Origin of the sequence: Cognaticolwellia beringensis (assembly GCF_002076895.1) — a bacterium.
GTDB classification, from domain to species: Bacteria; Pseudomonadota; Gammaproteobacteria; order Enterobacterales; family Alteromonadaceae; genus Cognaticolwellia; species Cognaticolwellia beringensis.
The window spans coordinates 4,035,724-4,061,038 of sequence record NZ_CP020465.1; the positions used below are offsets into that span (position 1 = coordinate 4,035,724).

24 protein-coding genes and 1 tRNA gene are annotated in these 25,315 nt (G+C 37.4%); 12 read left to right on the forward strand and 13 right to left on the reverse strand.

Annotated elements, in window-relative coordinates; translation table 11 throughout:
* Window positions 1-172 precede the first annotated feature (172 nt).
* Entirely contained in the window at window positions 173-1,093 is a 921-nt protein-coding gene (locus tag B5D82_RS16985) for a LysR family transcriptional regulator (protein ID WP_081153209.1), read from the forward strand.
* Between the two features lie 41 nt (window positions 1,094-1,134).
* On the opposite strand, the gene B5D82_RS16990 is transcribed toward B5D82_RS16985, so the two are convergent.
* Window positions 1,135-2,157 (reverse strand): ATP-dependent 6-phosphofructokinase, encoded by a 1,023-nt coding sequence (locus B5D82_RS16990; protein WP_081154577.1) that lies wholly within the window; start codon window positions 2,155-2,157, stop codon window positions 1,135-1,137.
* 309 nt (window positions 2,158-2,466) lie between these two features.
* On the opposite strand from B5D82_RS16990, the gene B5D82_RS16995 reads away from it, so the two are divergent.
* Window positions 2,467-3,315 (forward strand): DUF6279 family lipoprotein, encoded by an 849-nt coding sequence (locus B5D82_RS16995; protein WP_081153211.1) that lies wholly within the window; start codon window positions 2,467-2,469, stop codon window positions 3,313-3,315.
* Between the two features lie 264 nt (window positions 3,316-3,579).
* Here the strand turns inward: B5D82_RS16995 and pyk are convergent, their stop codons facing one another.
* Together pyk and B5D82_RS17005 are read right to left on the reverse strand one after the other, a co-directional pair.
* A complete protein-coding gene (pyk, locus tag B5D82_RS17000) occupies window positions 3,580-5,034 on the reverse strand; it encodes a pyruvate kinase (protein WP_172820654.1) in 1,455 nt (484 codons plus the stop codon).
* 67 nt (window positions 5,035-5,101) lie between these two features.
* Window positions 5,102-5,950 carry a MurR/RpiR family transcriptional regulator gene (locus B5D82_RS17005; RefSeq protein WP_081153214.1) on the reverse strand — a complete coding sequence of 283 codons (849 nt, stop codon included), beginning with the start codon at window positions 5,948-5,950 and terminating at the stop codon, window positions 5,102-5,104.
* 328 nt (window positions 5,951-6,278) lie between these two features.
* On the opposite strand from B5D82_RS17005, the gene zwf reads away from it, so the two are divergent.
* From zwf to B5D82_RS17030, 5 genes are read left to right on the forward strand one after another with little or no spacing between them, the layout of a single operon-like run.
* Window positions 6,279-7,748, forward strand: coding sequence for a glucose-6-phosphate dehydrogenase (zwf, locus tag B5D82_RS17010; RefSeq protein ID WP_081153215.1), 1,470 nt, complete (start codon window positions 6,279-6,281; stop codon window positions 7,746-7,748).
* Window positions 7,748-8,440 (forward strand): 6-phosphogluconolactonase, encoded by a 693-nt coding sequence (gene pgl, locus B5D82_RS17015; RefSeq protein WP_081153217.1) that lies wholly within the window; start codon window positions 7,748-7,750, stop codon window positions 8,438-8,440. Before zwf ends, pgl begins: the two co-directional genes overlap by 1 nt.
* A 17-nt stretch (window positions 8,441-8,457) precedes the next feature.
* The gene (edd, locus tag B5D82_RS17020; protein WP_081154578.1) at window positions 8,458-10,290 is read left to right on the forward strand and encodes a phosphogluconate dehydratase; all 1,833 of its coding nucleotides are present in this window, start codon (window positions 8,458-8,460) and stop codon (window positions 10,288-10,290) included.
* Window positions 10,291-10,292: 2 nt separating this feature from the next.
* Window positions 10,293-11,309, forward strand: coding sequence for a glucokinase (locus B5D82_RS17025; RefSeq protein ID WP_081153219.1), 1,017 nt, complete (start codon window positions 10,293-10,295; stop codon window positions 11,307-11,309).
* An 8-nt stretch (window positions 11,310-11,317) separates the two neighbouring features.
* A complete protein-coding gene (locus tag B5D82_RS17030; protein WP_081153220.1) occupies window positions 11,318-11,965 on the forward strand; it encodes a bifunctional 4-hydroxy-2-oxoglutarate aldolase/2-dehydro-3-deoxy-phosphogluconate aldolase in 648 nt (215 codons plus the stop codon).
* Between the two features lie 162 nt (window positions 11,966-12,127).
* On the opposite strand, the gene B5D82_RS17035 is transcribed toward B5D82_RS17030, so the two are convergent.
* Both B5D82_RS17035 and gap read right to left on the reverse strand, forming a co-directional pair.
* Window positions 12,128-12,649, reverse strand: coding sequence for a hypothetical protein (locus B5D82_RS17035; RefSeq protein ID WP_081153222.1), 522 nt, complete (start codon window positions 12,647-12,649; stop codon window positions 12,128-12,130).
* 554 nt (window positions 12,650-13,203) lie between these two features.
* The gene (gene gap, locus B5D82_RS17040; RefSeq protein WP_081153223.1) at window positions 13,204-14,202 is read right to left on the reverse strand and encodes a type I glyceraldehyde-3-phosphate dehydrogenase; all 999 of its coding nucleotides are present in this window, start codon (window positions 14,200-14,202) and stop codon (window positions 13,204-13,206) included.
* Window positions 14,203-14,457: 255 nt separating this feature from the next.
* Here gap and gndA point away from each other — a divergent pair, with 255 nt between their 5' ends.
* From gndA to B5D82_RS17055, 3 genes are all read left to right on the forward strand, one after another.
* Window positions 14,458-15,987: an NADP-dependent phosphogluconate dehydrogenase gene (gene gndA / locus B5D82_RS17045; protein ID WP_081153224.1), complete on the forward strand. Its 1,530-nt coding sequence runs from the start codon at window positions 14,458-14,460 to the stop codon at window positions 15,985-15,987.
* A 399-nt stretch (window positions 15,988-16,386) separates the two neighbouring features.
* A complete protein-coding gene (locus B5D82_RS17050) occupies window positions 16,387-17,838 on the forward strand; it encodes a glyceraldehyde-3-phosphate dehydrogenase (protein ID WP_081153225.1) in 1,452 nt (483 codons plus the stop codon).
* 200 nt (window positions 17,839-18,038) lie between these two features.
* Window positions 18,039-18,239, forward strand: a complete 201-nt coding sequence (locus B5D82_RS17055; protein WP_081153226.1) for a hypothetical protein — start codon at window positions 18,039-18,041, stop codon at window positions 18,237-18,239.
* Between the two features lie 78 nt (window positions 18,240-18,317).
* On the opposite strand, the gene B5D82_RS17060 is transcribed toward B5D82_RS17055, so the two are convergent.
* The 6 genes from B5D82_RS17060 to B5D82_RS17085 form a co-directional block, all read right to left on the reverse strand.
* The gene (locus B5D82_RS17060; RefSeq protein WP_094122824.1) at window positions 18,318-18,650 is read right to left on the reverse strand and encodes a TusE/DsrC/DsvC family sulfur relay protein; all 333 of its coding nucleotides are present in this window, start codon (window positions 18,648-18,650) and stop codon (window positions 18,318-18,320) included.
* Complete coding sequence (gene tusB / locus B5D82_RS17065) at window positions 18,647-18,943, reverse strand: sulfurtransferase complex subunit TusB (RefSeq protein WP_081153229.1); 297 nt, start codon at window positions 18,941-18,943, stop codon at window positions 18,647-18,649. The genes B5D82_RS17060 and tusB overlap by 4 nt, the downstream gene beginning before the upstream one ends.
* A gap of 1 nt (window position 18,944) precedes the next feature.
* Complete coding sequence (tusC, locus tag B5D82_RS17070; RefSeq protein WP_081153231.1) at window positions 18,945-19,322, reverse strand: sulfurtransferase complex subunit TusC; 378 nt, start codon at window positions 19,320-19,322, stop codon at window positions 18,945-18,947.
* Window positions 19,322-19,699, reverse strand: a complete 378-nt coding sequence (gene tusD, locus B5D82_RS17075; protein WP_081153232.1) for a sulfurtransferase complex subunit TusD — start codon at window positions 19,697-19,699, stop codon at window positions 19,322-19,324. Before tusD ends, tusC begins: the two co-directional genes overlap by 1 nt.
* Before the next feature lie 130 nt (window positions 19,700-19,829).
* Window positions 19,830-20,495, reverse strand: a complete 666-nt coding sequence (locus B5D82_RS17080) for a Bax inhibitor-1/YccA family protein (protein WP_081153235.1) — start codon at window positions 20,493-20,495, stop codon at window positions 19,830-19,832.
* 162 nt (window positions 20,496-20,657) lie between these two features.
* Window positions 20,658-21,254, reverse strand: a complete 597-nt coding sequence (locus B5D82_RS17085; RefSeq protein WP_081153237.1) for a DNA-3-methyladenine glycosylase I — start codon at window positions 21,252-21,254, stop codon at window positions 20,658-20,660.
* A 162-nt stretch (window positions 21,255-21,416) separates the two neighbouring features.
* Here B5D82_RS17085 and B5D82_RS17090 point away from each other — a divergent pair.
* Window positions 21,417-21,507 (forward strand) — tRNA-Ser (locus tag B5D82_RS17090).
* Window positions 21,508-21,601: 94 nt separating this feature from the next.
* Here B5D82_RS17090 and B5D82_RS17095 read toward each other — a convergent pair.
* Complete coding sequence (locus B5D82_RS17095) at window positions 21,602-22,099, reverse strand: hypothetical protein (RefSeq protein ID WP_081153239.1); 498 nt, start codon at window positions 22,097-22,099, stop codon at window positions 21,602-21,604.
* Window positions 22,100-22,945: 846 nt separating this feature from the next.
* Here B5D82_RS17095 and B5D82_RS17100 point away from each other — a divergent pair.
* Entirely contained in the window at window positions 22,946-24,163 is a 1,218-nt protein-coding gene (locus tag B5D82_RS17100; RefSeq protein WP_081153240.1) for an SMP-30/gluconolactonase/LRE family protein, read from the forward strand.
* Window positions 24,164-24,220: 57 nt separating this feature from the next.
* Here the strand turns inward: B5D82_RS17100 and B5D82_RS17105 are convergent, their stop codons facing one another.
* On the reverse strand, window positions 24,221-25,006 hold the full coding sequence (locus B5D82_RS17105; protein ID WP_081153242.1) for an AraC family transcriptional regulator: 786 nt from the start codon (window positions 25,004-25,006) through the stop codon (window positions 24,221-24,223).
* Window positions 25,007-25,315 lie beyond the last annotated feature (309 nt).

Here is a 25,315-nt window from a genome sequence, read left to right on the forward strand (position 1 = left end):
TTGAAAATAAATATAATGAAGTAACAGAATTAAGTTCTTCAATCTATGGACAAAGTATATGCTCAATTATTTTTAATACAATGCAGAGTAATTTGATATCTTTGTTTTAATTATTGATACAATAGCTAAGTGTTTATTCTTTATTATCAAATTTGTTATTACTGAGGATTAAATGGATATTTCTTTTGAACAGTTGAAGAGCATGGTGGTTTTTTCACATGTGGTTGAACAAGGGAATTTTAGTGCGGCAGCAAAGCATATAGGGCTTTCAAGAGCCGTAGTAAGCTACCATATAAAAAAACTAGAACAACAACTTGGCGTTACACTATTAAACCGTTCAACGCGCTCAATTGCCCTTACACAAGCGGGTAGTGATTATTATCAAAGGTGTCGTATCATTGCACAACAAGCGAGTGCCGCGAATCAACAAATTGAAAACGTTAAAAATGAACCCGAAGGACTGCTTAAAATTACCTGTCCAGTAAGCGTAGGCTTGCATACTATTGTGCCTGCTTTGGACAAATTTCGAAATATTTATCCAAAGATCGAGCTTGATATTATGTTAACCGATGAAGTAGTCAATATTGTAAAAGAAGGTATTGATTTAGCGATTAGAGGCGCACCATTATCTGACTCAGGTTTACAAGCAAGAAAGCTTGCTGTTTTATCTACTTGTATTTGCGGATCTCCAGAGTACTTTAAACAACATGGGCGTCCGAATAAACCAAGTGAATTAAATCAACATAATTGGGTAGTCTACAAACTTACCAGTAATAAATTAGCACTTGAAAAGTCAGGACGAACATATACAGTTGATATTAAAGGTACAATAAAAACTAATAATGCCACGGCAAGAACCGCTTTTGTTGAAGGGGGTCATGGCTTAGGTCGAGTGCCAACCTATGATGCTTGGCCAAAAATTAAAGCAGGACGATTACAAACTGTTTTAGACGATTACCAGCTTAAAGCCATCGATGTTTATGGCGTTTTTCCGCCAGGGGCTGCAACATCAAAAAAATTACGATTGTTAATTGATTTTCTTAAACAATTTTTTGATCAACAACAGGCAAAATTAGTCACTCAATACCCTTAAGGTTAGTTTATTTATATGCCAACGCAGCACAAGTTCGGTTATCAAAGTCGCTGCGCGGTTAACGCTAAAATATTTTCTTGAGCCTGTACTAAATTATTACTCACGCCTTGTTGATGCATAATGGCTGTTTGTAATGCTACATGGGCGACAGCATTGTTTTGCTCGGCAATCATAATATTAGACTTTCCTGCGATCATGGCCTGTACTGCACCCACGCCAAGTTTTGTTGCTAAAATTCTATCTTTGGCAACTGGTGAGCCGCCACGCTGGATATGACCGAGTATACAGGCAGTACAATCAATATTAGCGAGTGTTTGCAACTGTTGTGCTAGTGCAGTAGCTCCGCCTTGCCATAAATTTTCTGCCAGCACGATAATATAGCTAGCATGCCTATTGGCTTGAGCGAGCTTTATTTCTTTTGCTAAGGCGAGTAACTTTTCTTGTTCACTGGCGGTTTGATTTTTTGTGGCAAAGTTTTCAAATGAAATGATTTGTTCTGCCGCGCAAGCAATTCCGACATTATAAGTAATATGGCCGCTATTTCGTCCCATTAATTCAACAATGAAAATTCGTTCAAACGCTTCTGCGGTATCGCGTATTTTATCTATCGCCTCTATAGCGGTATTGATCGCTGTTGAAAAACCTATGCTAAAGTCACTACCATCAATATCATTGTCAATGGTACCTGGGATACCGATCACTTGACCAGACCACTGCTTTTGTAAAGCAAGTAAACCTGTAAATGAGCCATCACCACCAATCACAATTAAACCATCTATTTTCTCCTTCATTAAGGTACTCGTTGCTTGTGCTATACCTAATGATGTTTTCATGGTTGGGCAACGAGCACTTTTTAAAATAGTACCGCCTTTATGGATAATGTGCGCGACAGCTTTATCGCTCAATAATACGGATTCGTCATCAATCAAACCATTAAAGCCCGCGTAAAAGCCAAATACGGCTATTTTGTAATGGTGTGCTGCAATAACTATCGCTCTTATGGCTGCGTTCATCCCCGGTGCATCACCGCCACTGGTTAAAATACCTATGTGTTTAATTGTCATAATTTTAGTCATCCGAGTAGTTAGTCACAGTTATTTATCTTGAACGTTTGCTAAAGCGAAGTGCCATTAAGCTAAGGTGAAAGAGTTTTGTATTAATCTAAGCTTAGTTTATTCTAAGCCAGTCATTGTTAGTTATATACTTGGGCTTGGGCTATTTGAAGATCTGGGTTTCAACCTACTGAACAAGAATGGGTACACCGTTTATAACTCTAGATTGAACTGCAGTATCTAAGCTGTGCCTTATCTATAAATCTTTTAATACCGCTAAAGGGTACAGACAATAATTTAATTGGTAAAACAGGAGGGTAAATGATAAAAATAAAACAGATACTGCTTTGTATGGTACTCTCTGCGCTGCTTTCTGGTTGTAGCTTCCGATTTGTCTACAACCATTTAGATTGGTGGACTAATTGGTATCTTGATGATTATGTCACGCTGAATGAGCAGCAACAGCAAAACTTTGATCATGAGTTTGAGCAATTGCATTTATGGCATAGAACAACGCAGTTACCTGTTTATGTGCAGCAGCTTAAAAGCCTTAAAATTGCGATTAATGAAGAAATAAACGAGCAACAAGTCACCGATAACTTAGCGAAGTTTATTCAACATTGGCAAAACTTCTTAATGGCCGCAGAGCCTAGATTACAACTGCTAGCTTTTAATTTATCTACCGAGCAAAAACAGCAGTTATTACTAGCATTACAAGAAGCTAATCAAGAAAATATTGATGATATCGAAGATCTTTCTCAGCAAGAGTGGCGAGAAGAGCGAAGCGATGACCAAAAAGATCAACTTAAATCCTGGTTTGGTAAGCTAACAGCTGATCAAAAATCGCAAGTTACATTGATGAGTAAAAACTTTCAGCGCTCACTTTTATCTCGTATGGTTTATCGTCAACGTTGGACACATCAATTCGGAGAGCTTTTAAATGGCGAATTACCTGATCATCAATTTAAGTTTGAATTTTATCGTTTATTTGTAAATGGCCGTGCTTTAAGAGACGAAAAATTAAATGCAATTTCAGCTAATAATAATCAAGTGTTTGCGAAAATTTTCGTTTATATGGTAAATACTGCCAATGACAAACAACGTAAGCGGATTAATAAAAAAATTGATAAAGTGATCGGTGATTTAGAGTACTTAATTAATAATGATTAATCAACTTGGTATAATACAACTTTGACTTATTAAAGGCCGTAATTTCTAATTTTAACTATTGATAATTATAAGGTAGTTAGTAAGGTGGTTTTAAGGTAATTAGCCAGCGCCGTTTAAATGTTCAATTGAGATCAGAGCTTAAACTTTTTTATAATGGATTTTAGAAATATTAAAACAAAAAAATAGGCAGCTATATAGCTACCTATTTATATTTAACTTTCGTTTGTTATGAAGTTATAGCAAACGGGCTACTATTTAACGAATTTAAGCAAAATGCTTTTTAGTCAAAGTTAGTACTTTTAATGTGTTGGTTGCGCCAACAGTTTCCATTAAATCACCGTGCGTTAAAATAACTTTATCTCCAGCAACTAATTCTGAACCTTTAACAACAGCAGATAAAACGTCTTGAGCCATTTTTTCAGCATTTACAGCATCTGTAGAGTCAAATGCAACCGGGTAAACACCACGATAAATAGCAGTTTTAGTTAACGTTTTAGGATGACGAGATAATGAATAAATCGGTAAGCCTGAAGAAATACGCGACATAATCTGTGTAGTATGGCCAGATTCAGTCAAGGCAATAATGGCTTTAACACCGTCTAAATGATTTGCTGCATACATAGCTGACATAGCAATAGTTTCTGATACTTCAGTAAACGTTGTTTCAACGCGATGCTTTGAAGTAGTCACTGAACTTTCTTTCTCAGCACCAATACAAACGCTAGCCATCGCTTTAACTGTTTCAATCGGATATTTACCGGCAGCTGTTTCAGCTGAAAGCATCACGGCATCTGTACCATCTAGTACGGCATTTGCAACATCCATAACTTCAGCACGCGTTGGCATTGGCTGCTCAATCATGGTTTCCATCATTTGTGTTGCAGTAATAACTACGCGGTTTAACTGGCGACTACGGGCAATAATATGTTTTTGTTTACCGACTAATGCTGCATCTCCAATTTCAACACCTAAATCGCCACGGGCAACCATGACAACGTCAGACGCGAGAATAATACCATCCAATACATCGTTGTCGTTTACTGCTTCAGCACGTTCTATTTTAGACACTAAGCGAGCGTCACAGCCGGCTTCTTGCGCCAATAAGCGCGCTTCACGCATGTCAGCAGCGTCACGTGGGAAGGAAACGGCTAAGAAATCAACATTAATTTTTGCTGCCAGTTTAATATCTTCTTTATCTTTAGCAGTAAGAGCAGGGGCAGTAAGACCACCACCTTGGCGGTTAATGCCTTTGTTGTTTGATAATGGACCACCAACCGTAACTTCAGTAAAAACTGATTGTCCCTTGGTTTCAAGCACACGTAATTGCACACGACCATCATCAAGTAACAAAATATCACCAGGGATAACATCTTGTGGTAGTTTTTTGTAATCAATGCCCACTTTTTCCTGACAACCTTCACCTTTTTCTAATGCAGCGTCTAATTCAAACTTATCGCCGATGGCTAATTTAATTGGGCCATTTTTAAACGTAGATACACGAATTTTAGGTCCTTGTAAGTCACCTAATATACCGACGTAAATACCAAGTTCTTTCGATAACTCACGTACTGTGTTTGCGCGGTCAATATGATCTTGTGGAATACCGTGAGAGAAATTCAGTCTAACAACGTTTACACCTGCAGCTAATACTTGTTTTAATACTGATCTATCGTCAGTTGCCGGACCTAACGTCGCGACAATTTTGGTTCTTCTAGGCATCGTAATCCTTAAATTTATCTATTTTCTATGTGTTTACAGCGGTTGGTTATTCACCAGTCGCAACTAATTAGTCTTTACGTTCAAAGCGTGAGCTACGTAAACTATCTTTAACTTTCTTCAAATTGTCTCTGAATTTTGTGCCACGGCGTAACGTAAACCCTGTTGCTAAACAATCAATTAAGGTCAACTGCGCAATGCGCGATGCCATCGGCATATATAAATCTGTATCTTCTGCAACATCTACTGATAAGACAAAGTTACATTCTTTCGCCAGTGGAGTGCCGGCGGTTGTTATACCTATTACAGTCGCGTCGTTTTCACGCGCTAAACTTGCTACATCAACCAAAGATTTTGTTCTACCCGTGTGTGAAATAACAACAACAACATCACCTTGTCGACTATTTATAGCACTCATACGTTGCATTAAGATGTCATCGAAATAAACCACGGGGACGTTAAAACGAAAAAATTTATTTTGTGCGTCGTGTGCAACAACAGCAGAAGCACCTAAGCCGAAAAAAGAAATTTTATTGGCTTGAGTTAAAAGGTCTACTGAGCGATTGATGGTTGCCGTGTCTAAACTCTTACGGGCTAATTCGAGATTAGCCATGGTTGATTCGAAAATTTTTGAAGTATATTCTTCAGCCGAATCATTTTCGTCTACATGGCGATTAACATAAGGTGTACCATTGGCAAGACTTTGCGCTAAATGGAGTTTAAAGTCAGGATAACCTTTAGTGTCAAGTCGACGACAAAAACGGTTAACTGTTGGTTCACTTATATTAGCTTGTTTTGCCAAGGCGGCAATACTGGCATGTATAACAGTACCCGGTGATGATAATATAACTTCTGCCACTTTACGTTCAGATTTACTGAAAGTATCTAACTCGTTGGCGATTTTTTCTAATATATTCATTACGTTTTAGCCTTAGCGCGTTACTTGGTTGGTACATATTTGGTTTTTTATTGACCAAATCAAGAGTAGCTGTAATTTAATTTCTGCCTTTAGAACAGAAAATATGAAAATTTATTTCATATTTTAGGCTAATATAAAGCAAAAGTAGTGAATTTTGCAAACCTTTAATCTTTTTTGTTGAAAAGTAGCCTTGAAGTCGCTATTTTTAAATGAAATGCAAATAATGTAATAATATTACAGAAAGTGCTTTACTGCTGACGCTATAGCAGATAAATTAGCTTTAAATGTAGTTTAGTTACAGTAAAATATATAATTGAGAATACATGCTATGAAAAACATAGATTACCCTTTAGCAAGTGAAATTGTTATTTTTGGTGCGCTGGGAGACTTGTCTCGTCGCAAACTTTTACCTTCTTTATATCAATTAGAACTTGCGGGATTGTTGAGTGATGACACTCGTATTATTGCTGTTGCTCGAAACGAACTTACACTTGATGAATTTACTAAACAAATAGATGAAAGCTTAAAGGAATTCATTTCTGAAGATTTAGATGCTGCAACGGTAACGAAATTTTTATCGAGACTGGTTTATCAACAACTCGATTTTAAAGATATTAAAGCCTATAGCGAACTTGCTAAAACCCTATCGTCAGTAGAGGGCGCGCGCGTCTACTATTACTCAACACCACCTGCTATTTTTGGTGATATTAGTGAAGGCTTAAAATCAGCCAAGTTAATTGAGGCTGCTGACCGAGTGGTGATGGAAAAGCCTATCGGACATTGCTTAGAATCATCAAAAGTCATTAACGATCAAGTATCTCGCTACTTTAAAGAAAAACAAATTTATCGAATTGATCATTACTTAGGTAAAGAAACTGTTTTAAACCTGTTAGTGTTACGTTTTGCTAATAGTTTATTCACCAACAACTGGGATCGTAACTGTATCGATCATGTGCAAATAACTGTTGCAGAGTGTGTTGGTATTGAAGGGCGTTGGGGCTTTTACGATGAAGCAGGCCAAATGCGCGATATGGTACAAAACCATTTGTTACAAGTGCTTTCACTACTCGCTATGGAACCTCCAGCAGACCTAAGTGCTGATAGTATTCGAGATGAAAAATTAAAAGTTATAAAAGCGCTTAAGCCTATTACCCTTCAGAACGTTAAAGAAAAAACGGTACGTGGCCAATATGCCGATGGTTATTTAAATGGTGTTGCCGTGCCTGGTTATTTGAATGAAGAGGGCGCTAAAGCCAATAGTACAACGGAAACTTTTGTCGCAATTAAGGCTGAAATAGACAACTGGCGTTGGGCAGGTGTTCCATTTTACTTGCGTACAGGTAAACGTATGCCACAAAAGCATAGTGAAATAGTCGTACATTTTAAGCAGCAAGCTCATAATATATTTAAAGAAAGTTATGCGGAATTACCATCAAATAAATTAACTATTCGTTTGCAACCAGACGAAGGTGTTGAGCTTGAAATGATGAATAAAATTCCTGGCATTGCGTCACAAATGCAGATCCATGAAAACAAGTTAGATTTAAGTTTTTCAAAAACTTATGACAACCAGCGTGTTGTAGGTGCTTATGAACGCTTATTACTTGAAGTGATTAAAGGCGATCAATCATTATTCGTTCGTCGTGATGAAGTAGAAGCAGCATGGAAGTGGGCTGACAGTATTATTGAAGCATGGCAATCAACTAATAGTGCACCTAAACCTTATGCCGCAGGTTCATGGGGACCTGTTTCATCAATTTCTTTAATTGCGCGTGATGACCGCCAGTGGGTAGAGTAATGTTTAAAATTAATGAATTCGAACAACGTCAATTATTAGACGAATCATTGGCAGATAAAGTCGCTGAACTATTAACTGCTGCTGTTGAAAGCAAAGGTAAAGCGAGCATTGCTGTTTCGGGTGGTTCAACACCCAAAGGTTTTTTTGAAGCTTTGTCGAAAAAGAAATTAGCATGGCAGGCGATTACCATTACTTTAGCGGATGAACGCTGGGTTGATATTAAATCTAGCGATAGTAATACCAAGCTAGTACATGAAAACCTATTACAAAATGAAGCGGTAAATGCTAATTTTTTTCATCTAAAGCAGGGGGATATTTTTAGTGAAGATACTTTAGCTGATTTAAACCTAGCAGCAAATCAGCAGTTACTACCTTTAGATGTACTAATTTTAGGTATGGGTGAAGATGGCCATACCGCTTCGTTATTCCCATGCAGTGATGAAATAACCCAGTGTCTTGCTCAAGATAGTGATGCACTGATAAAAGTTACACCAAAAACGGCGCCATACCAGCGAATCAGTTTTAGCTTTGCAGCTTTAGCGCAAAGCAAGCATACTTTTTTACACATAAGCGGTGCGAGTAAAAAGCAAGTGTTAGCAACCGCTATTGCCGGACAAGATTGTCGAGAAATGCCGATCAGAGCATTTTTACAAGCGCCAGACGTTAATACACAAATTTATTGGGCACTATAATTATGACTAAAATTTCTATGAATAAAAATATTTTACGCATCACACAACGCATTATTGACAGAAGTAAAGCAAGCCGTGCAGCTTACCTTGATAAAATAGCGGGTGAAAAATCAACGACAGTGCATCGCGCTAGCTTATCTTGCGGTAACTTAGCTCATGGTTTTGCCGCTTGTGGTTCAGATGACAAAAATACATTACGTGGTGTTAATCACTCTGATGTCGCCATTGTCTCCGCTTACAATGATATGCTTTCAGCGCATCAACCATACCAAACGTATCCTGAAATTATTAAAGCAGCAGTTAAAGAGACCGGTGGTGTAGCGCAATTTGCTGGTGGTGTGCCGGCAATGTGTGACGGTGTTACCCAAGGACAACCAGGCATGGATTTAAGTCTGATGAGCCGTGATGTTATTGCGATGTCGACGGCTGTTGCTCTGTCGCATAACATGTTTGACGGTGCATTAATGCTAGGCATTTGCGATAAAATAGTCCCTGGCTTGATGATCGCCAGTATGACCTTCGGCCATTTACCAACAGTTTTTGTACCTGCAGGCCCAATGCCATCAGGCTTGCCGAATAAAGATAAAGCACGTGTTCGTCAACAGTACGCTAAAGGTGAAGTTGGCAAGGAAGAATTATTAGAAGCAGAATCTGCGTCTTATCACAGCGCGGGTACTTGTACTTTCTTCGGTACGGCAAACTCAAATCAATTAGTAGTTGAAGTGATGGGGTTACATCTACCAGGTGCTTCTTTTATCGCACCCAATACACAATTACGCGAAGAATTGACCAAAGCCGCAGCCCGCCAAGTTACTCGTTTGACTCAGCAATCGGGCAATTATATGCCGATAGGTAAAATGGTTGATGAACGTTCAATTGTTAATGCCATTGTTGCTTTGCTAGCAACCGGTGGTTCAACAAATTTAACCATGCATATCATCGCCTTTGCTAAAGCAGCAGGTATTATTATTAACTTCCAAGATTTTAATGATTTATCTGACGCTGTGCCATTACTTACGCGCATTTACCCGAATGGTCATGCTGACATTAACCAATTTCAAGAAGCGGGTGGCATGGCATTGCTATTCAAAGAACTTATTGATGCTGGTTTGGTACATGAAGATGTTGAAACTATTTGTGGCCGCGGCTTAACGCGCTATACCCAACGTCCTGTATTGGAAGATGGTAAATTAGTCTGGATTGACGGTGCAACTAGCTCAGGCGACGACGAAATAATTGCCACTGTTGAAAAACCGTTCAGTAGCCATGGCGGCTTACAAGTCATGAAAGGCAACTTAGGTATTTCAGTGTTGAAAACCTCATCACTTCGCGAAGGTAGTTTTGTTATTAAAGCACCTGCTGTTGTTTTTGAAGATCAACATGAACTTGATATTGCTTTTAACGCGGGTGAGTTAGAAAAAGACTTTATCGCGGTTGTGCGTTTCCAAGGCCCGAAAGCCCGTGGCATGCCTGAACTACATAAGTTAACGCCACCGTTAGGCGTTTTACAGGACAAAGGCTTTAAAGTCGCGTTAGTTACCGACGGAAGAATGTCTGGCGCTTCTGGTAAAGTTCCAGCGGCTATTCATTTGTGCCCTGAAGCATTAGATGGCGGCTTAATTTCAAAAATTAAAACCGGCGATATGATCTTACTTGATGGTGAGACAGGCGAGCTAACGTTGTTAGTAGAAGAAAGTGAACTAGCAAAACGTGAAAATGCCACTTTTGAAGTTAATGGTCATCATCAAGGTATGGGTCGTGAACTGTTTGGTTTTATGCGTCGTAATTTAAGCTCTGCTGAAACGGGTGCATGTTCACTATTTGATGAGAATTTTCAAGGCGGGCTATAATTATGCCGCAAAGTGAAATAAACATTATTGCTGATATTGGCGGTACCAATATGCGCGTTGCTCAAATCGACGCGCAAGGAAACATTGCTAATATAACCATTTATGCATGTGCAGAACACGATAGCTTGGCTGTGGTATTAACAGACTTTATTACTCGCCAACACTTGGTGGGTAAAAAAATAAATGCCTGTTTAGCTATTGCTTGCCCGGTAGATAAAGATCTTATTGTGATGACGAATCTACCTTGGCAGTTTTCGCAGACACAATTAAAGTCACAATTACAACTTAATGAACTGGTGTTAATTAACGACTTTACTGCTATTGCTCATGCCATTCCACATTTAGGTGCTGATCAAAAAGTTCAAATAGGCGTTGGCGATGTTATAGCAAACAAACCTATTTCTATTTGTGGTGCTGGCACTGGTTTAGGTGTAGCAAACTTAATACCTTTAGGTTCTATCTGGCATAGTTTAAGTGGTGAGGGTGGTCATGTAGATTTTGCACCGGTTGATAAACAAGAGATTGCCATTTTACAATTCCTGTCAAAAAAATATGACCGTGTTTCTTGTGAGCAATTATTGTCAGGTTTAGGCATTGAACAAATATATCAAGCCTTAAGTTATGCAAAACACGGCGAAGCAACCGTGCTGCCAGCCAAAGAAATAGCTGAAAAAGCCTTATCAGGCGGTTGCCCCTTGTGTGTGGAAACCTTAGCACAATTCTGCCGTATTCTAGGGAGTTTCGCTGGTAACCTAGCTTTAACCCTTGGCAGCTATGGCGGGGTTTATATCGCTGGCGGCATTGTTCCTCGTTTTATCGAATTCTTTGCAAGCAGTGAGTTTAGAAAAAGATTTGAAGCTAAGGGACGGTTATCTAGTTTTAATCAACCTATCCCAACATTTGTCGTTACTGAAGAACAACCTGGCTTACTTGGCGCATCAGCCTATCTTGATCAATATATGTCAGAAAAAAGTAAAGCTAATCACATAAACCAAACAACTAACACTACGAGGTATTAAGAGGAATTATGACTTTATCAAATAAATGGCAAATTCAGCCATCAGATCTATTTGCAATGGGCCCTATAGTTCCCGTTTTAGTGATAAAAGATGTTAAAGATGCGATACCAATAGCAGAAGCCTTGCTAGCTGCTGACATAAAAGTATTAGAAGTGACATTACGCACACCTGCTGCTTTAGAAGTGATCAGTATCATTGCAAAACATTTGCCAGAAGCTGTTATTGGCGCGGGTACGGTAACCAATCGCGATTTGTTGCAACAGTCTTATGATGCAGGGGCAAAATTTGCAATCAGCCCAGGTTTAACAAAAGATTTATTACAAGCAGGTAAAGAAGGTAACTTAGCGTTAATTCCTGGTATTTCATCTATTTCAGAATTAATGGATGGTATAGACTTAGGTTACGATCACCTTAAGTTCTTCCCTGCAGAAGCATCAGGCGGAGTTAAAGCACTTCAGTCAATTGGTGGACCATTTCCAGATATTAAATTTTGCCCAACCGGTGGTATCAATTTAAATAACGTAAGAGACTATTTAGCATTACCTAATGTGGTATGTTGTGGTGGCTCTTGGTTAGTGTCTGATGAAATTATTAAACAAGGTAATTGGCAAGAAATTACCCGCTTAGCAAAACAAGCTCTAGCGCATGTAAAATAAGTTCGTTAACGTCTAACTTAAATCTGTTTAATTGATTTTTACGCATGAAAAACCAGGCTTTTGCCTGGTTTTTTTGTGAATAATAAACGGTAATATATGCTGACAATTACTTAGATATGTGTGGGAAGTGTCAGTTATAGCTTAATAAAAACTTATGTTTAGTTAGATTTTTGTCTCTGTCAATAATGGCAGCTCTAATCTCATTCTTTGACTATTACGGATGAAATTGCTCCCTGTTTCTACTAACTCTCTACCTTCCTTTATCATAGCTTGGGCTTCAGTCTGTAATTTTTTTGACTTGGTAATCATGGAATTACCTTTTTTTACATCGTCAATGGCATCTTCCCATTTTTCACCAATTGCCGTTAAACGGTCAGCTTCATATTGAATTTCTTTTGGGCTTGTAGAGGTTCCAATTTTTTGAGACTCTAGCTGGTAACTTTGTCGAGAACGAATAATCGTATCGCTAGCTAATTGAATTAAAGCTTCACCTTCTCGTAGCTCTGTACGTGATTTTTCAAGTGTTTTTTCACCTTTAATAATCAGTTTCTCACCTTTCTCAGATGTTTTTTTGCCTTGCTCCCACATACCGTTAGGGTTATTAGCATAATCACCAAGCTTAGGTGTTGTAGCACAGGCAGTTAAAAAAACAGTCGTTAACACTATGAGTAAAATTTGTTTCATTTTATTTTCCTTTCCTTTCATTCTTATTGTGAGTTGAAATATCACAAATAAGTTTTGGCTTTATTTACCCATATTATACGGACTATGTTTCAAAGTAGTTAAAATATATTGATGGTTACCAAAATATAGTTAACTTTAAGGCGCTTTATTTAGGTAAGGTTTAATAGGCATTTAGACCGGTGAGATGTAAGTCTTAGTAAGTTACTATTGAGTAGGTTTATAAAATCGTATTTGTTGTTTTATTTCATGAGTATACTATACCAAGTTGACTAATTAACTGCTCATTTTTAATGGTTAAAATTAATAATGACGGCGTTATAAAATTTATTAGTAGAATAACTACTGACTAAATTTTATGCCTTGTAATTGTCCATTTTCCCGCATGAAAAAGTAAAACACTTAATTAATCTAATTGGTATTATTTGCCGTGTTCGCAGGTTTCTATAGCAATACATTTCATAAACATATGTGAGTACTTTAAATTTAGGGTGTAAAAAAGCCAGATTGAATCTGGCTTTTTATGCTAACTTGTTAAGCTAAAATAAATGAAATACTTATTGCTTAGAAATATAAGTAGCTAAGTCTAAAATTTTATTCGAATAACCAATTTCATTGTCATACCAAGAAACTACTTTCACGAAGGTGTCTGTCAACGCTATACCTGCTTCAGCATCAAATACTGAAGTACATCTTTCGCCGATAAAGTCATTAGAAACTACGGCATCTTCAGTGTAGCCTAGGATACCTTTTAATTGGCCTTCTGACGCGGCTTTCATTGCATCACAAATTTCTTTATAACTGGCAGGTTTTTCTAAGTTTACAGTTAAATCAACCACTGAAACATTAGGTGTTGGGACACGAAATGCCATGCCAGTTAACTTACCATTAAGTGCAGGTATAACTTTACCAACAGCCTTTGCAGCACCTGTTGATGAAGGGATGATGTTTTGGCCAGCACCACGACCACCGCGCCAATCTTTAGCTGATGGGCTATCGACGGTTTTTTGTGTTGCTGTAGTCGCATGAACTGTGGTCATTAAACCATCTTTAATGCCCCAGTTATCATTTAACACTTTAGCAATTGGTGCTAAACAGTTTGTAGTACAAGACGCGTTTGAAACAATGTCTTGTCCTGCATATTCAGTATGGTTAACACCCATAACAAACATTGGGGTATCGTCTTTAGAAGGAGCTGAAAGTACAACCTTTTTAGCGCCAGCAGCAAGATGTTTACGTGCGCTTTCATCAGTTAAAAATAGTCCTGTTGATTCAACAACAACGTCAACCTCAGCTTCATTCCACTTTAGATCAAGTGGATTACGCTCAGCGGTAACTCGAACATTTTTACCATTGACAACTAAATGACCATTAACAACCTCAACAGTGCCGTTAAATCGACCATGAGTAGAGTCATACTTAAGCATGTAGGCGATATAATCTACGTCAATTAAGTCGTTAATAGCGACTACTTCAACATCTGCTCTGGCAAATGCTTCTCTAAATACGAATCGACCAATGCGGCCAAACCCGTTGATCCCTACTCTAATTGTCATAATGAAACCTTAAAACTAAGCTTTAAATAATTAATGTAGTAAAATTACACCATTTCAGAGAAATTACAAGATAAAAATCGATATTACACGATATAATTCTATTTAATACTTGTTTAATTGCGTATTGTTACTAAAATGCTGGGTATTAAACGTAGTTATTTACTTACGACTTATTTACGAGTGTTTTCCTCAGATTACTATTTCTATTTGTCGATGATGCTATAATGCATTTTATTTAAAATTTTTGGACTTTTTATGATACAGAACAACAGCGTATGCGATATTGGCTTTATAGGCTTAGGCGTAATGGGCAAGAATTTAGTGCTTAACTTAGCTGACAATGGCTTTAGTATCGCCGCTTTTGATCTTGATATTAGTAAAGTTGAAGGTGTTATTGAGCAAGATAAAGCTGAAAGTGGCTTATCTACTGCTCGTGTAATAGGTTGTACTTCTTATACAGAATTACTTTCTCGCTTAAAACCTCCGCACCTTATTGTGTTGTCAGTTCCTGCAGGTGCTCCAGTCGATCAAGTATGTGAAAACTTGATCGGTGCTGGGATTCAACCTGATGATATTGTAATTGATACTGGCAATAGCTTGTGGGTTGATACTGTTGCGCGTGAGAAAAAATATAAAAATAACTTTATTCTATTCTCATCAGCCGTTTCAGGTGGTGAAGTAGGGGCAAGATTTGGCCCCGCATTAATGCCGAGTGGCTCTCCGTATGCGTGGACAAGAATAAAGCCTATCTGGGAAGCAATTGCCGCCAAGGTAGATGATGCAACCGGTAAACCGATAGAACGTACGAAGCCAGGTGATATTGTGACAGAAGGGGAACCCTGTGCGGCATACATTGGTCCTGCAGGTGCTGGACATTATGTGAAAATGGTACACAACGGTATCGAATATGCGGATATGCAAATTATTTGTGAAGCATATCAAATGCTGCGAGATGGTCTAGCTTTAAGCAGTGATGAAATTGCTGATATTTTCGCCTTGTGGAATAAAGGACCATTAGAAAGTTATTTAATGGAAATATCAGTTGAAGTTTTACGCCATCGCGTTGGCGAAGATCAAACACCATTAGTTGATTTGATCTTAGACAAAGCGGGTCAAAAAGGTACAGGGCTTTGGACTGCGGTCAGTAGCTTAGAGTTAGGTACACCCGCACCAACTATCGCGCAAGCTGTTTATGCTCGTTCTATTTCATCATTTAAAGACTTACGTGTTAAAGCTTCTACTATATTGTCGGGTCCAGAATTAATCACGCTTGATAAAAATGAAAAACAGGCGTTTATAGCGCAACTTCATGATGCTATTTATAGCGCCAAAATATGTGCCTATGCCCAAGGCTTTCAATTAATGAAGCTCGCTGAAAAAGAACACGATTGGCAGCTTAACTTTGCCAGCATTGCAAAAATTTGGCGTGCTGGTTGCATTATTCGTGCAGCGTTTCTTCAGTCTATAACTGAAGCATTTGAGCGTAACCCTGAGTTAGATAACTTATTATTAGACGATTTCTTTGCTAAGCAATTAAGTAAGCACCAAATGAACTGGCGAAAGTCAGTGTCAAACTCTGCCTTAATGGGGATACCAACGGGGGCTATTTCTTCTGCATTATCATATTATGACTCTATTCGATGTGCCGTGCTGCCAGCAAATTTATTGCAAGCTCAGCGAGATTTTTTTGGTGCGCATACCTTTGAGCGTATCGATAAAAGCACGGGTAAAAAGTATCATGTTAATTGGTCAACACCAACGCGTGATATGGTCGAAATTGGCTAGATTGTCTTTTGTACTCTACCCAGCGTAAAATTTGCTTGGGTAGAGGCTCCTACTTTATTACCTCTCACCCATAGCTTGAACCTTAAAAATAAACACCTCCATAAAAGTAATAAAGAAGATAAAATACAGACTTATTTTATCTTCAACAACGTGCCAATAAAATCACACCAAAGCGCTGGTAATTAGAATGATGTACCTCGACTCTTAAGTAAAAATAGCCACTATTTAAATGAAATCTATTATTTTGATTATTTATGCCTGAAAAACGATTGTAACTGGTAGCGAAATAATTCATGTTGGATTACAATATGTGCCGAATTTAGTAATTATTTATTACGAATTACAGCTTTACATTAAAAACAACCCATCTTCAATTGACTGAAATAAAAGGTTTACGCAATGACTTCTCATCTTGAGGAACAATATCAAACTAGTTGGCAAGAGCGCCAAACGTTCGCTGAAAACATGCAGCCGATCACCGGGCAATTATTTAGAAATAAAGGAATCGAAATTTCTATTTATGGCCGTCCACTAGTTAATGCTTCTGCTATCGACATTATTAAAGCCCATAGATCTGTGGCTTTACACGAAGAAAATAAATTGCGTTTACGCGAAAGTTTCCCATTTTTACAAGCGTTGGCAGAAATGGATTTAGCGCCTGCCCGTATTGACGTTGGTAAATTAGCTTATCGTTATTTATTCAAAGGTGAAGCTAATGGTTTGTCAATTGAACAATTTTTAGAAAAAGAATTAGCGTCAATTATCTCTAAAGGCAGCGACATCCAAGAAACTAAAGACGTTGTACTTTACGGCTTTGGTCGCATAGGTCGTTTATTAGCACGTTTATTGATTGAACGTGCTGGCCCCAATGCTAAATTAAACTTACGTGCGATTGTTATCCGTCCAGGTAAAGAAGATGATTTAGAAAAACGTGCCAGTTTACTGCGTCGTGATTCAGTCCATGGTGCTTTTAATGGCAGTATTACTATTGATAAAGAAAACAATGTTATTAAAGCAAATGGCGCTTTTATAAAAATTATTTATGCTAAATCACCATCAGAAATTGATTACACCGCTTACGGTATTAACAATGCGCTGGTTGTAGATAACACAGGTATTTGGAGTGATGAAGAAGGTTTAGGTCAGCATCTACAATCTAAAGGTGTTGCTAAAGTATTACTAACAGCTCCGGCTAAAGGCGATATTAAAAACATCGTATTCGGCGTAAACGACGATATGATCTTAGCCGATGACAAAATAATTTCTGCTGCAAGTTGTACTACGAACGCTATTACACCGGTGCTTAAAGCATTAAATGATGAGTTTGGTATTCGTAACGGTCATGTTGAAACTGTTCATTCATATACTAACGACCAAAACTTAATTGATAACTACCATCCTGCGCCACGTCGCGGCCGCAGTGCGCCACTAAATATGGTAATCAGTACTACGGGTGCTGCTAAAGCTGTAGCCAAAGCGCTGCCTGAATTGAAAGGGTTGTTAACTGGTAATGCTATTCGCGTCCCTACGCCAAATGTTTCAATGGCTATCATGAACTTGAATTTGAAAAAAGAGACTGACAAAGCAGCATTAAATGACTACTTGCGTAAAATTTCTTTAAACTCCAAGTTACAAAACCAAGTAGATTACACAGCATCTACTGAAATTGTATCGACTGACTTAGTGGGTTCACGTTACGCAGGTGTTGTTGACTCACAAGCAACAATTGTTGACGGTGATCGCGCGGTACTTTACGTATGGTACGACAATGAGTTTGGCTACAGTTGTCAGGTTGTTCGTGTGATGCTAGCAATGGCCGATATTAATGTGCCAACATTGCCCTTAATATAAGCATAATTAACTCGAACGGTATTATGGTAAACATATTGTAGATCTAGTTTATTTAAATAAGCGTTTACTGTTTAGGTAAGCGCTTTTTTTATAGCTAATTTTTAATAAAGTCTTAAGTTATGTGGTGTGATGTCGATATAACATTTATAGTTATACCAAGTTAGTTAATTACAATAATCAACGTAGAAGTAGGGTAGATAATGTCAGTTGAACTGAATGCAAATAATTCTGTATCTATGGATGTCGAAACTATACTCGCGGTTAAAAGTGCAAATTTAGCAAAGTCACAAACTGAGTTAGAAGGTCAGCAGGCGTTGGCACTTATTGCTTCAACCTCTGTAGACAATGTCAGTTTACCTGCGGTCGGTAATACCGGACAAAATATTAATATCAAAGTATAAAATCTTCAGAATATAGCCTATTCAAAATATTTAAGGGTTTAAAAATATATGCTGTATTCTATTCTAATCTACTTGAATCTAAATACACCTTGCCGGTTTCGGTAAGCCAGCATATTTAGTGGCTTGTTTAGCTGGGCCTTCTTTAAACAATCGATATAAATATCGACTGCTCGCTTTTTCTTCACCAAATTCTGCTTTCATAGCTTTAGTTAAGGCGCGAATAGCAGGTGAAGTATTGTAAGTTAAGTAAAACTCTCGAACAAAGCGAATAACTTCCCAATGGGCTTCTAAAAGCTCAATTTTGTCAGTGCTTGCCAATAAAACAGCTACGTCTTCATTCCATTGTGTAAAATCGAGCAAATAGCCTTGTTTATCCGTGGCTAAGCTTTGATTGTTATATATTATTGTCATGACCAAGTAATTGAATTGTCGTGTTTAAAAAGTAGTGCGACTACTTCGGTTAATGTGATTGCTATAAATATATTATTCGTACTAAATTGTGCACGTGCATCAGCGTGTAGGCTAATAAAATACACGCTTAATTCAGGTTTTTTTTCTAACGTATCGAGTAACAACTTTTGACTAAGATTATAACAACCGTCATCCATCAATAATATACTGTCTTGTGGCAAAACCATATCAAGGCATTGTGCTAATGCATTGCTGCTATAACCTGAACTTCTAATAATATGTAGCATTGCCATGTTAAAACCTGTAAATCACGTTGTGCTGATGTAAGCGTTGACTGAAAGCCTCGTTCGATAATACTTGTGCATTACTAATATGAAAATTTTCAGGTAAGTTTCTCTCAACTAAAGACTGTTGGCAAACATATATATTTTCAATGTCATAAAATTCTAATGCTGAAAATGTTTTTAAGTAATCTTTAATATCTATGGCTGAAGCTTTTTGATCCCCGATCACCTGAAATACTCCATCACCTAAAAAAAACAGTGACGTAGCTTGTTCGTATGAGCCAAATATTAATGCGGCGTCTAGGGCTTCTTTACCGGCAGCACTTGAAAAGGGTGCTTGCGTGTTGAGAATAGCGATAGTTTTGTCACGTTGTTTATTATCAGACATTATAATTGCACCACACGTTCGGCTTTACTGGTGAGTTCAACTAACTCACCTAAACCTGAAACTGTAAAAGCTGGGTCAATGTTTGAAAGCTCAATATGATTAACTTCGTCAGTTAACCCCCGTTTTTCCGCTGCGGTAATACATAAATATAAAGGCACACTATAATCTTTGTTAATCTGTTGCCATTGCTTTAATGTCTGGTATTCATCACTCGGGATGGACAAATGCTTAGCCGCATTTAACACGCCGTCTTGATAAAAGAAAACACCTATAATGCTGACACCACTTTTAACCGCCGCATGCACAAGATCAATGGCGGTTGTTGTTAAGTTGCTGTTGGGCTGGGTGGTTATCACTAAAGCCAATGTGTTTTGCATCTAATGCCTTCTTGTCTTAACGAACGTTGCTTAAAAATAGGTAATAAAAAAGCCTCAATACTGAGGCTTTATATTTTATACGGTAAGTATAAACAATTACTAATCACATTTAAGGATTTTTAACTGCTAATTAGTCATCGCCGCCTAAAACACCTAAAAGGCTTAATAGATGTACGAAAATGTTATAAATATTCAAGTATAGAGAAACAGTTGCACGAATGTAGTTTGTTTCACCACCATGAATAATGCGGCTTGTATCGTATAAAATCAAACCTGACATAATCATAATAATTGCAGCACTAATCGCTAACGACAGCGCTGGAATTTGGAAGAATATGTTTGCTACCATTGCAATTACAGCAACGATTAAACCAACCATTAAAAAACCACCCATGAATGAGAAGTCTTTTTTGCTAGTTAATGCGTAACCAGAAAGAGCAAAGAAAATTAATGCTGTTCCACCTAATGCCTGCATAATCATTGATGCGCCGTTCGGCATTGCAGCATAATAATTAAGCATAGGGCCTAAAGATGCACCCATTAAGCCAGTGAAGGCAAAAATCCAAAAAATACCACTCGCTTTATCGGCATTCTTATTTACAACAAATAATAAACCGAATGAAACTAAGGTCATTACTAAGGCAGCCATATGAGACAAGCCCATCGCCATAGAAACACCAGCAGTTACGGCACTAAACGCCAAAGTCATTGAAAGTAACATGTAGGTGTTTTTCAAAACCTTGTTAATTTCAATCGCTGAACTTCTACTAGCATTTACACTAATATTTGATTGCATAAAATTTCCTCTAAGTATGCTAAATATATTTTTTAGATGTGGGCAAATGTTAAAAGTTCAAGGGTAAATCAAATATTTAACCTTTATTTCATCTGTATAGGTGATAATTAACGATTAACCACATTGACATATTATGGCACGCTATATTTTTAATTACTATCTTTAAACTTGTTGAAACTCATCAATAATTTGTGAGCGTTTGTAACAGTCGCTGCTGTGATCGTTTACCATGCCACATGCCTGCATATGCGCATAACAAATGGTAGAACCAACAAATTTAAAACCACGTTTTTTTAAGTCTTTACTCCAAGCATCAGACTCAATAGACGTGGCAGGGTAGTCGTCCTTATCAGTTAAATGATTAACAATAGTTTTATGGCCAACAAAGCCCCACATATAATCACTGAAGCTGCCAAACTCTTGTTGAATATCAATAAATAGCTTAGCATTGTTAATAGCAGCAGTAATTTTACCTCGATGACGAATTATATCGCTATTAATTACTAGCTCTTCAACTTTCGCATCACTAAAAAGGGCAACTTTTTTAACGTCGAAATTATCAAATGCTGCTCGGTAACCATCACGTCGCTTTAAAATAGTGTACCAACTTAAACCTGCTTGCGCGGATTCAAGGGTTAAATATTCAAATAGCTTTCGATCATCGTAAACAGGCACTCCCCATTCGTCATCATGATAAGCAACATAATCGGCTTTTGTGGTATCTAACCATGGGCAGCGACAAAGATTTTTTTCACTCACAAGCTTTCCTCAAATATGAAAACCAGTAAAACTTGCTCAAATAAATGGCAAATTGTTGATTTTTTTAGCAAACAAACTTTTTTATAGAATAAATCCTTTACAAGAGAATTTCGAGCCTTTATTATTCGCCCCGTTCTGAAGCAGCAATGCTTTTGAACTTCAGGTGAGATGGCTGAGTGGTCGAAAGCACCGGTCTTGAAAACCGGCAAGGGTTTGTAGCCCTTCTAGAGTTCAAATCTCTATCTCACCGCCACATTCTAAGGGCTGCACAAAGTGCAGCCCTTTTCCTTTTTGGCACTTCCGAATACTTTCCGAATATTTTTTCCGAATATAATTTACATTAAACACTAAAGTTTTATGAATTCATCATAATCTTTGGTTTCTTCAATGGCTGATTTTAGCCGTGCATAATAATCTTGTTTAACTTTTGATTTTAATGGCAACTGCATAAGTACTTCAGAGTAACCTTGAAATCTCAATAGAGGTGGTATAACAAAACCTTCTTGTTTTTCCTCTTTTAATATAATTTGCTCAGCCTGAAAGCAACGGTGCAATTCTGCTACTTCCTGTTTAAGTATTTTAGATCCTGAAGGTAATGAATTATTTCGTGTATTTGCATCAATATACTTTGAGATACCAATTTTTAGGTAAAATGAATGTTCACCATGGGGGATTGTCGCTAAGTAAATACAACCTCTACTCTTAGCTAATTGAGGAGATGATTTAAATCGTCCAAGTGAATACCTTCCGTGGCCCATTGCAATTTTCTCTTCAGGAGGACTATTAACAGCTCTTTTAACCTGTTTAATTGTAGCAATACACTTATTTAACGTACTAACTTTCAAACGTTTAAAGCGTTCAATAGCTTCTTGTAATTTATGCTAGTTATGAAAAACAATAGGGTACTTCAATAGTAAAGGGTGATCTGAGTATGTTTTTCTTATACTTCCATGCTTTCGAGTTAATACTGCTTTCTCAGGCGGCCATTTATAAGTATGGATTCGAGTATAAACAAGCTGTCTGTCCATTTATATGCTGCAGCAAAAGCACTATAGCTAGGGTACACTTTATTATGACTTTCATACAGTTCTCTAGGTCAGAAACCGGCTAACAAGGTCATTAACTTAAGATTTAATTTTGTATTTACAATGGGTTAGCTAGTTGCTAACCTAGCTATTAATATAAATTATAGAGAAATCACTAACAGATATTAATGTTGACTTTTTTCACTATGAGGCAAGTGCAGCCGTTACACAGATGTTACTTGCAATCATATCATAAAATTGCTTTATTGGCGCCAGAATGGATACGAGAAGCTGTGACGCCTGGCGGTTTTTAAATCAGTAATTACTTCGGCCGGGCCTTAAGTTTAAAACAGGTGATAACTAATCCATAACTCTCTTCTGTTGCTATGGAAACGGTATTATTTAGAGGGGGGGGGCAACGCATGTTGAGTTGTCTAATCAAGCGAGAGTGTTAACCGATAAAAATGGGTAAGCAAACCATGAAAATGATCTTCGAGTGTGCAAATAACTCAGAAATTAGTGACAATGCACAGATAAACACAGAGCAAAGTTATGTGAATACGGGGTTTGAATTATTCATACGTAATTCGATCCTACAGTAATGCAAAAGCGAAATTAAATAACTCTTTAGACAAAAAAATTAAGTAATTTAACCAAGGTATTCTTATGACTTTTAAACTAACTAATCCCAAAAATATCAAACTCGTTAGCGTTGTATGTATCAGTTTATTAGTTGTTTCTTGTGCTGATGACAATGAAGTTCAGGTAGTTGAACAAGCAAAAAATAACATCGTATCAAACGCGGTTTCCAACTCTGTTGCTGATGCTAACGCACGCTATTGCTCTGTAGGTTCTTCGGATGTTCAGCTGGACTTAACCAATATAAAACTGGTTCGTGAACAGAACATTCCATTGATGTACCAAGGTTATAACAGTATAGAAGGTCCTGTTTGGTATAAAGGGGCATTGTATTATTCCAATATGGGTTCACATCAACCCGATGAAAATGACTTTGTATTAAGCAATCAAACAACCATTTGGCGTTGGGTACAGGGAAGTAAGCCACAAGTTTGGATCAAAGATAGTGAGGCAGGTACCAATGGCTTAGCATTAGACAGTAAAGGTAATTTAATAGCCACTCGTCAGCTTGATGGCTCACTTTCGTCTATTGATTGGGATAGCAAACAAATTACTCCCATGGTAAGTACATACCAAAATAAACGTTTTAATTCTCCTAATGATTTAACTATCGGATACGACGATACCATATATTTCACGGATCCAAATTGGAATATACCATCAAATATTAATTTAGAAAATGTCCAAGGTGGTGGTCAAGAAGGCTCAAATGCTCCAGGGCAAAGGATTTACCGAGTAACAACAAGTGGTGCTGAAAATGCTAGCGTTAAAGCAACTAAGGTCACTACTTTGGTACCTGCTCTAAGTGATAAACCTAATGGCATTATGTTAACCCTTGATCAGCAACAATTAATCGTCGGTGGCTTGCAAGGTTTATGGGTATTTGATTTACATTCGGGGGAGGTTGCTAATCCTAAACAATTGCTAAATACGCCAGTTGACGGTTTAGGTAAAGACTGTAGCGGTAATATTTATGTGACAACAACACGGGTAATGTCAGAAAGAAAAGATGGGCAAGTGGTCGTTATATTAGATAAACAACTCAAGGAAGTGGGTATATTAAAAGTACCAGGTATTCATATTGTTACTAATATTGCTTTTGGCGGAGATGACCGAAAAACACTCTTCGTGACAGGACTGACAGCAACAATGGATGGGAGTAAACTCCGTCAATGTGGTGATAAGGCTTGTTTGAAAGCCGGTATCTATACCACCAAACTCAATGTACAAGGCTTTCCTTTTTAAATGCTTTTTAAAATTAAATTAAATATAAGTATGTAAATACCGATGGGAATTGCCATTTTAGGCTAATTCAACATTTTCTGTTGTGTCGTTACTTAACTTTTCATTCGAACAATGCTGTTGGCGAAATGCGGAAGGGCTTTGTTCGAATAACTTTTGAAACTGACGACTAAAATAACTGTGATCGGAAAATCCCGTATCATTAGCTATATTGGCAATAGCTCTATTGGTTTCAATTAATAGGCGTCTTGCATTTTCTAAGCGTACTTCATTAATGAATTGTTTAGGTGTTTTACCTAGGAATTTTTTGAAACGACGTTCTAATGCGCTAATAGATAAATGTGTTATATCAGCGAGTTCTTCCAAACAGATTTGTTGCATATAGTTTTTTCGTACATAAGCTACAGGCTCTTTTAAAGCATCCATTCCAGCCAATACCAATGACGTTTTTTCTAAATGTCGCGAAATACCGTAAGAACCAATTGGCTGTCCTTGTTCGTTGAGCAGAGGCCTTTTAGATGTAGTAAACCAAGCAATATCACCCGATTTAGTATTATTCATTTCTAAACGATTATTAACAACTTCGCCTTGCATCACTTTTTGATCATCGACACTAAACTGCTTAGCAATATGAACAGGTGAAAAATCATAATCACTTAACCCTATTATTTGGCCCAGTGATGTTATCCCTATATGCTCTAAAAATAATTGATTGCCATAAACAAAACACCCTTTTTCATCTTTTACCCAAAAAATAATATCAGGCATAAGATCAAACATCTCAATGATTTGCTTGACACTAAATTGATTAATAAATTTATCTACACAAACTGGCAACTTTGACATCTTATTTATACTTAAACATTGATTACACCAGAGGTTGAATATCTAAAAAATAACAGTGTACGGTCTTTATATAAAAAATACAACGCCGATTTTATTGCATAGGAAACCGATTTACTCTTAACACTACACAGAAAAATTTATTTATAGTAAACAATCATTTTCGCGTGATATTTATACAATTAAATTTAACGCATATGATTATCGATTTTAAATACGACAGTATTTAACTAAACAGAGTGAATTATAAATTTAACTCTAAATTGCAAATTGACTGGAGGAAGAATAACTTTCAATCGTCTATTGATGAAT

Excerpts from the sequence above, each read along its gene's own strand:
- B5D82_RS16985 (WP_081153209.1), top strand. The coding sequence starts at position 173 with ATGGATATTTCTTTTGAACAGTTGAAGAGCATGGTGGTTTTTTCACAT.
- B5D82_RS16990 (WP_081154577.1), bottom strand. The coding sequence starts at position 2,157 with ATGACAATTAAACACATAGGTATTTTAACCAGTGGCGGTGATGCACCG.
- B5D82_RS16995 (WP_081153211.1), top strand. The coding sequence starts at position 2,467 with ATGATAAAAATAAAACAGATACTGCTTTGTATGGTACTCTCTGCGCTG.
- pyk (WP_172820654.1), bottom strand. The coding sequence starts at position 5,034 with ATGCCTAGAAGAACCAAAATTGTCGCGACGTTAGGTCCGGCAACTGAC.
- B5D82_RS17005 (WP_081153214.1), bottom strand. The coding sequence starts at position 5,950 with ATGAATATATTAGAAAAAATCGCCAACGAGTTAGATACTTTCAGTAAA.
- zwf (WP_081153215.1), top strand. The coding sequence starts at position 6,279 with ATGAAAAACATAGATTACCCTTTAGCAAGTGAAATTGTTATTTTTGGT.
- pgl (WP_081153217.1), top strand. The coding sequence starts at position 7,748 with ATGTTTAAAATTAATGAATTCGAACAACGTCAATTATTAGACGAATCA.
- edd (WP_081154578.1), top strand. The coding sequence starts at position 8,458 with ATGAATAAAAATATTTTACGCATCACACAACGCATTATTGACAGAAGT.
- B5D82_RS17025 (WP_081153219.1), top strand. The coding sequence starts at position 10,293 with ATGCCGCAAAGTGAAATAAACATTATTGCTGATATTGGCGGTACCAAT.
- B5D82_RS17030 (WP_081153220.1), top strand. The coding sequence starts at position 11,318 with ATGACTTTATCAAATAAATGGCAAATTCAGCCATCAGATCTATTTGCA.
- B5D82_RS17035 (WP_081153222.1), bottom strand. The coding sequence starts at position 12,649 with ATGAAACAAATTTTACTCATAGTGTTAACGACTGTTTTTTTAACTGCC.
- gap (WP_081153223.1), bottom strand. The coding sequence starts at position 14,202 with ATGACAATTAGAGTAGGGATCAACGGGTTTGGCCGCATTGGTCGATTC.
- gndA (WP_081153224.1), top strand. The coding sequence starts at position 14,458 with ATGATACAGAACAACAGCGTATGCGATATTGGCTTTATAGGCTTAGGC.
- B5D82_RS17050 (WP_081153225.1), top strand. The coding sequence starts at position 16,387 with ATGACTTCTCATCTTGAGGAACAATATCAAACTAGTTGGCAAGAGCGC.
- B5D82_RS17055 (WP_081153226.1), top strand. The coding sequence starts at position 18,039 with ATGTCAGTTGAACTGAATGCAAATAATTCTGTATCTATGGATGTCGAA.
- B5D82_RS17060 (WP_094122824.1), bottom strand. The coding sequence starts at position 18,650 with ATGACAATAATATATAACAATCAAAGCTTAGCCACGGATAAACAAGGC.
- tusB (WP_081153229.1), bottom strand. The coding sequence starts at position 18,943 with ATGGCAATGCTACATATTATTAGAAGTTCAGGTTATAGCAGCAATGCA.
- tusC (WP_081153231.1), bottom strand. The coding sequence starts at position 19,322 with ATGTCTGATAATAAACAACGTGACAAAACTATCGCTATTCTCAACACG.
- tusD (WP_081153232.1), bottom strand. The coding sequence starts at position 19,699 with ATGCAAAACACATTGGCTTTAGTGATAACCACCCAGCCCAACAGCAAC.
- B5D82_RS17080 (WP_081153235.1), bottom strand. The coding sequence starts at position 20,495 with ATGCAATCAAATATTAGTGTAAATGCTAGTAGAAGTTCAGCGATTGAA.
- B5D82_RS17100 (WP_081153240.1), top strand. The coding sequence starts at position 22,946 with ATGACTTTTAAACTAACTAATCCCAAAAATATCAAACTCGTTAGCGTT.
- B5D82_RS17105 (WP_081153242.1), bottom strand. The coding sequence starts at position 25,006 with ATGTCAAAGTTGCCAGTTTGTGTAGATAAATTTATTAATCAATTTAGT.